Source organism: Pseudomonas sp. SDO55104_S430 (assembly GCF_054070595.1).
This window is the reverse complement of the sequence record NZ_JBSVXG010000282.1, coordinates 1-6434: the sequence shown is the minus strand read 5'-3', so window position 1 is coordinate 6434 and position 6434 is coordinate 1. Positions and strand designations below refer to the sequence as shown.

Genomic DNA, 6434 nt, shown 5'->3' with positions numbered 1-6434 from the left:
GACATAGACTTTGACTGACACACCGCCTTCGCGGGCAAGCCTCGCTCCTACAAGGGTTTATGCGACCTCGAAGTTTTGTGCTGTGACCGGCTCACGCTTGATCATCCGCTTCATCTTCCACTCAAACGCCAGCGTCAGGCTGATCGCCGAGCACGCCAGCCCCAGCGCCAGGCCCCACCAGACCCCCGTCGGCCCCCAGTGCAGGTGGAACGCCATCCACCACGCCGCCGGTGCGCCAATCAGCCAATAGCAGGCCAGCCCCACCAGGAAGGTGGTCTTGGCGTCCTTTAGACCGCGAATGCAGCCCATGGCGATGGTTTGCGTGCCGTCGAACAGCTCGAACCATGCGGCCACCGCCAACAGGCTCACGGCCAGGTTGATGACCTCCCGGAACGCCGGGTCGTTGTGGTCCAGGAATAGGCCGATCAGCTGGTTCGGCAACAGCCAGAACACCATCGCGAAACAGAGCATCGCCACTGCGCCGAAGCCGATGCCGACCCGCCCGGCCAGTCGCGCATCCTGCAATTGCCCGGCGCCGTAGTGCTGGCCGATGCGCATGGTGATCGCATAGGAAATCCCCGCCGGCACCATGAACGCCACCGACACGATTTGCAGAGCGATCTGATGCGCCGCCAATTGCGTACTGCCCATGGTGCCCATGCACAGCGCGGCGAACGCAAACAGCCCGACTTCCACTGCGTAGGTGCCGCCGATGGGCAGGCCCAGGCGCCACAGCTCCTTCAGGTATTGCCGGTTGAGTTTCAGCAGGCCATGGCGCAGCGGATAGGCGTCGTAGGCCGGATGCCGGCGAATGTGCCAGGCCAGCGCCAGGGCCATGAGGTTGGCGACAATCGCGGTAACCAGACCGATGCCCATCAGGCCCAGTTTCGGCAGGCCGAACATCCCGGTGATCAACGCGTAGTTGAGCAGGAAGTTGGCCACCGTGCCGCCCAGGCTGATGACCATCACCGGCGTAGCCCGGCCGATGGCGCTGGTGAAACCGCGCAGGGCCATGAAGGTAAGGTATCCGGGCAGGGCGAAGGGCAGGAACACCAGAAATTGCCCGGCCGCCTCGACGTTGGTCGGCGTCTGGCCGAACAGCAGCAGCACCGGTTTGAGGTTCCAAAGCAGCAGCCCGCCACCAATCGCCATCAACCACGCCAGCCAGACACCTGCCTGGGTCAGCCGTGCCGCGCCGAGAATATCCCCCGCGCCCTGACGGATCGCCACCAGGGTGCCGACCGCGGCAATCACGCCGATGCAGAAAATCGACACGAACGAATAGCTAGCCGCACCCAGCGAACCGCCGGCCAGCGCTTCGGGGCTCAGGCGCGCCATCATCAGGGTGTCGGTGAGGACCATCAGCATGTGCGCCAACTGCGAGGCGATCAGCGGCCCCGACAACCGCAATATGGCCCAGAGTTCAGTACGTGCTGGATGCTGCATGGTCATCACGCTCGAGAGTAAAAGTGGACAGGAAAGGATCGATTCTCTGCGCTCTGCGGGCTTTGCACAAAGGGATAAAAAGGATGGATGGCATGAGTCAAACTCATGCAAGGAAGATTCTGTTAGGGTAAGCGATTCCCTTTGTAGGAGCTTTCCTGATGTCCCGTCGTCTTCCGCCCTTGTATGCCCTGCGCGCATTTGAAGCGGCGGCGCGACATAGTTCTTTCACACGCGCCGCGGAGGAATTGTCGATTACCCAGAGCGCAGTCAGCCGGCATATCCGCACCCTCGAAGAGCATTTCGCCTGCCGCCTGTTTCACCGCAGCGGTCGTCACCTGCAGCTCACCGAGTCGGCCCGCCTGCTGTTGCCGGGGATCCGCGAAGGCTTCACGGCACTGGAGCGCGCCTGTAATACCTTGCGCGCCGAAGACGACATCCTGCGCATGAAAGCGCCGTCGACCCTGACCATGCGCTGGTTGCTGGCGCGCCTGAGTCGCTTCCGTCATTTGCAGCCGGGCAATGAAGTGCAGTTGACCAGCGCCTGGATGGACATCGATTCGGTGGACTTCAACGAAGAACCGTTTGATTGCGCGGTGTTGCTGAGCAATGGCCATTTCCCGCCGGACTGGGAGGCCAGTTACCTGTTCCCTGAGGAATTGATTCCGGTGGGGGCGCCGAATTTGCCGGTCGATCCGCCTTGGGATGCCGAGCGCCTGGCCAACACCGAACTGCTACACCCCACACCGGACCGGCGTGACTGGCGCAACTGGCTGGAACGCATGGGCATGGCTGAACAGGTGTCGCTCAAGGGTGGACAGGTGTTCGATACGCTGGAGTTGGGCATGATCGCCGCCGCGCGGGGTTATGGCGTCTCCATGGGTGATCTGCTGATGGTCGCTGAGGACGTGGCGCAAGGTCGCTTGAGCTTGCCTTGGCCGACGGCAGTCGCCAGTGGTGAGAAATATTATCTGGTCTGGCCGAAAACCCGTCCGGGTGGCGAGCGCATGCGAAGGCTCAGCGACTTCCTGCAAAACGAGGTCCGGGCCATGGAATTGCCTGATGTCGTACGTCTTGGCTGAAACGTTCGAGCCATATCCCTATTAATCACTCAAGTATTCCCGCGCGCCGCCGAAAATCTGCTTGTGGGACCCTCGTGCAGGTCCGACGCGCCACCCCCAATTATTAGAAATTTTGCTGAGCGTCTATCGAGATCAGGATGATCCGGTTGCTCGGCCAGGAGCAGTCATGTCTCATCCCCGTGCCCGGATCGCCTCACAGCTGGGCGTTGCCCTCGCTGTGATTCTGGCGGTCGTCATCACCGGCAGTACCTTGTTCGCCCTGCGTTCGCTGGACTCCGCCAACCTCGCCACCCGCGAAGAACACCTGGCCAGTGAGGCCCGGTTGCTGGCCGACCAATTGACCACCTTCCACGCCACCTTGCGTGAAAGCACCCAGCGTCTGGCCGGGTTGTTCGAGAAGCGCTTCGGTGAAGGTCTGAGTGTGCATCCGGATCAGCCGGTGACCGTGGCGGGCGTGCAGACGCCGGGTCTGCACCTGGGCAGTGAAGTGCTCAACAACAACTTCAAGGAAGTGGACCAGTTCAAGCAGATGACTGCGGGCGTGGCCACGGTGTTCGTGCGCAGCGGCGAGGATTTCATTCGGGTCAGCACCAACGTCAGCAAGCAGGACGGCAGCCGTGCCATTGGCACCGTGCTGGATCACGCAAACCCGGCCTACGCGCGCCTGATGGCGGGGCAAAGTTTCGTGGGACGTTCGCTGCTGTTTGAACGCTTTTACATGTCGCAGTACACCCCGGTTCGGGACAGCAGCGGCAAGGTGATTGCGGTGCTGTACGTCGGTTTCGATTACACCGACGCGCAGAAGGCCCAGTTCGAAAACCTCAAGCGCTTCCGCATCGGTCAGACCGGCTCTCTGTCTTTGCTCGACGAACAGGGCAAGTGGCTGGTGCCGATTGCCGGTGTCGAGGCGCTGGATCAGGCGGTCCCGACCGTAGTAGAACTGGCGAAAACCCCGGGCAAGGGCGAGTTCTGGAGCGACAAGGCCGAAGACTTCTACAGCATCGTGGTGCCGTTTGCGGACGGGCCGTGGTCGGTAGTGGCGAGCATGCCGAAGAGCGAAATCAGCGCCGTGACCTGGAGCGTCGGTATTCGTCTGGCCATTGGTAGCTTGCTGGCGATGTTGCTGGCGGTCGGTGCGGCGGTCTGGCTGTTGCGCAGCAAACTCGCGCCGCTGGGGGATCTGGTGCGTCAGGCTGAAGCCCTGGGCGCAGGGGATCTGAGTGTGCGTCTGAATGTATCGAGCAATGACGAGATCGGCCAGCTGTCCCGTGCTTTCAACCAGATGAGCCAGGCGCTGTCGACCATGGTCCAGCACATCCGTAGTGCTTCGCTGGAGGTCAACAGCCGTGCCCAGGCCTTGTCCGGTTTGTCCGGCGGTGCCTATGAAGGGATGGAACAGCAGTCGGGGGAAATCACCAGCATGGCCGGCGCTGTGGAAGAGTTCAGCGCGACCTCGCTGAACATCGCCGACAACATGGGCAGCACCCAGCGTCTGGCCCAGGAAAACGCCCAACAAACACAGATCGGTCGTACCTCCATGGACGAGGCGTCTTCGTCGCTGGAACAAATTGCCGGCGCTCTGAACAGCACGGCAACGGTGATCAATACCCTCGGCCAGCGTTCCCAGGAAATCGGCGGCATCGTCGGGGTGATCACCTCGATTGCCGAGCAGACCAACCTGCTGGCGCTCAACGCCGCCATCGAAGCGGCCCGTGCCGGTGAGCAGGGTCGTGGATTTGCGGTGGTGGCTGATGAGGTGCGTAACCTGGCTTCGCGCACCCGTGAAGCCACCGATGAAATCTCCGGCATGATCCACAGCATCCAGCAGGAGACCGGCAACGCCATCAGCACCATGGAGCAGGGCAACGTGCTGATGCAGGAAGGCTTGTCGCGCAACGCCAACGTCGCTGCCGCGCTGGCACGCATCGACGAGCAAAGCCGCTCGGCCGGTCAGCAGTTCGCCGCAATCACCACCGCGACCCAGGAACAGAGCAGCACCGCGACCTTGCTCAGCAGCAACCTGCAAAGCATTGCGCTGGCCAACAGCGAGCAACGTGAAGTGGTGTCGAATCTGGCGGTGACGGCCAAGGAACTGGAGAAGCTGGCGGCGGATCTGCGGGCTGAGGTTGATCGGTTTCGGTAAGGCGCAGGCACCGCACTGAACCTGTGGGAGCGGGCTTGCTCGCGAAGAGGGCGTGTCAGTCACTATTGTGTTGGCTGACACACCGCTTTCGCGAGCAAGCCCGCTCCCACATTAGTCCGGTGTCAGGCGATCCATTGTGGGAGCGAGCCTGCTCGCGATGGGGCGACTCAATTTTCAGCCTTACTGAGTCGCCGGCCGATACTGCAATGCCTCGGCCAGATGCTCCCGGCTGATCTCATCCACCCGCTCCAGATCCGCCAGCGTGCGCGCCACCTTGAGCAATCGATGCGCCGAACGCAGCGACAGGGTCAACCGCTCACAGGCAGTTTCCAACCAATGCTCATCCGCTGTGGATAACTTGCAGTACCGCTTCAACCCCGGCAAATCGAGAAAGGCATTCGCACAGCGCTGGCGTTTCTGCTGGCGCTCTCGAGCGTCAGCGACCAGCGCAGACGCATTGTTGCTGTCATCTCCGGGCTTGGGCGTAGGGTTCAGCGCTGTAGCTTCCCGGGCCACCGTAAGGTGCAGATCGATGCGATCCAGCAGCGGTCCCGACAGCTTGTTCCGATAGCGTTGCACCATGTCCGGCGTACATGAACAGCGGCCAGTCGGCTCACCAAGATATCCACAGGGACACGGATTCATCGCCGCCACCAGCTGAAAGCGCGCCGGAAAACGCACGCGTTCCTTGGCCCGGGAAATCACGATATGCCCCGACTCGAATGGTAGGGGGGTATTCCACACAATTATTAGCAATGGATTTTTGCTCCCGATTGGATTGAGAATGGCGTTTTGCCAACAGGAGGTTGTATGGGATTTCTATCAAAGGCTGGGAGCATTGCGTTCGGGGTTGCCATTTTTCTAGGACTGCTGGCATTACCGTTCTTGTTTTTTGCAGGTATTACCAGAGCTTACGAACAAATAATTCCGCCGTTAATATCAATAGGATGGATATGCATAGGGTTGATTTTGTTTGTGCTGTTGCCGCTTTCAATATTCAAAAGGCTTAGGGTTTTTACTGGCACAACTATATACATATTCTCATATGTTTTCGGTCTCCTGAGCTTTCTCATCAGCCTTTTGACAACGTGGTTCCTGTGGGGTGGTTTTTGGGCAATTCTTGGCATGGTATTACTTGGGGGAGCAGTAGTGCCATTTGCATTGTTAGCCAGTGCTTTCAAAGGGATGTGGACTTTGTTCTTTATAGTCGTTGGTCTTCTGGTAATTACTTGGGTGGCTCGTATCGTTGGAATGTTAATCGCTGAAAGCGGTGTAAATCATAAGTATAGGTAAGCAAGGTCATTTTGAGAGCTTGAACTTGTTCAAGTTTGAAAAATGAGCAGATGATTGCGTTGATTAAGGTCTAACCCTATTTGACTAATAAGGTTCGACCTTAAATTTATTTTTACTTTGCTATTGACAACGTTTTTCATTGAATTTAAGCAAAAAAACGACTGTCCAAGAAATTGAAAACTCAAAAAAATGACCTAAAAACCTATAAAAAACTCAATGCACTTTTTTAGTGCGTTAACAGAAATAGGTAAAAAACGGCGTCTTTTAATTCTCCGTATTAACATACGCATAAGATAGTAAATCACCTAAAAATGGCTATTACATAAGTTTTAATTTTTGGAAATTCTCCTGCCCAAGATGCTTTTTGATTTTGAAATGCGAACTTGGTTCGCAATACCCAGATGCTTTTGATTTTGACCTTCTTGGATAACTCTTAAATAAGTGTCGCAAGTTGATTTTATAGGTTTTTTTGA

General features: G+C 58.0%; 4 protein-coding genes and 1 pseudogene. 3 read left to right on the top strand and 2 right to left on the bottom strand.

Going from position 1 to position 6434, the window contains the following annotated elements; translation table 11 throughout:
* Positions 1–57: 57 nt before the first annotated feature.
* The gene (locus ACW9JE_RS27540) at positions 58–1446 is read right to left on the bottom strand and encodes a NorM family multidrug efflux MATE transporter (protein ID WP_224541029.1); all 1389 of its coding nucleotides are present in this window, start codon (positions 1444–1446) and stop codon (positions 58–60) included.
* A 158-nt stretch (positions 1447–1604) separates the two neighbouring features.
* On the opposite strand from ACW9JE_RS27540, the gene ACW9JE_RS27535 reads away from it, so the two are divergent.
* Together ACW9JE_RS27535 and ACW9JE_RS27530 are read left to right on the top strand one after the other, a co-directional pair.
* Positions 1605–2525, top strand: coding sequence for a LysR substrate-binding domain-containing protein (locus tag ACW9JE_RS27535; protein WP_224541031.1), 921 nt, complete (start codon positions 1605–1607; stop codon positions 2523–2525).
* Positions 2526–2691: 166 nt separating this feature from the next.
* Positions 2692–4668 (top strand): methyl-accepting chemotaxis protein, encoded by a 1977-nt coding sequence (locus tag ACW9JE_RS27530; protein ID WP_457434553.1) that lies wholly within the window; start codon positions 2692–2694, stop codon positions 4666–4668.
* A 180-nt stretch (positions 4669–4848) separates the two neighbouring features.
* Here ACW9JE_RS27530 and ACW9JE_RS27525 read toward each other — a convergent pair.
* Positions 4849–5394 (bottom strand): annotated as a pseudogene (locus ACW9JE_RS27525) (ATP-binding protein); the annotation flags it as partial.
* 84 nt (positions 5395–5478) lie between these two features.
* On the opposite strand from ACW9JE_RS27525, the gene ACW9JE_RS27520 reads away from it, so the two are divergent.
* A complete protein-coding gene (locus ACW9JE_RS27520; RefSeq protein WP_457328135.1) occupies positions 5479–5961 on the top strand; it encodes a hypothetical protein in 483 nt (160 codons plus the stop codon).
* The last annotated feature ends 473 nt before the right edge of the window (positions 5962–6434 follow it).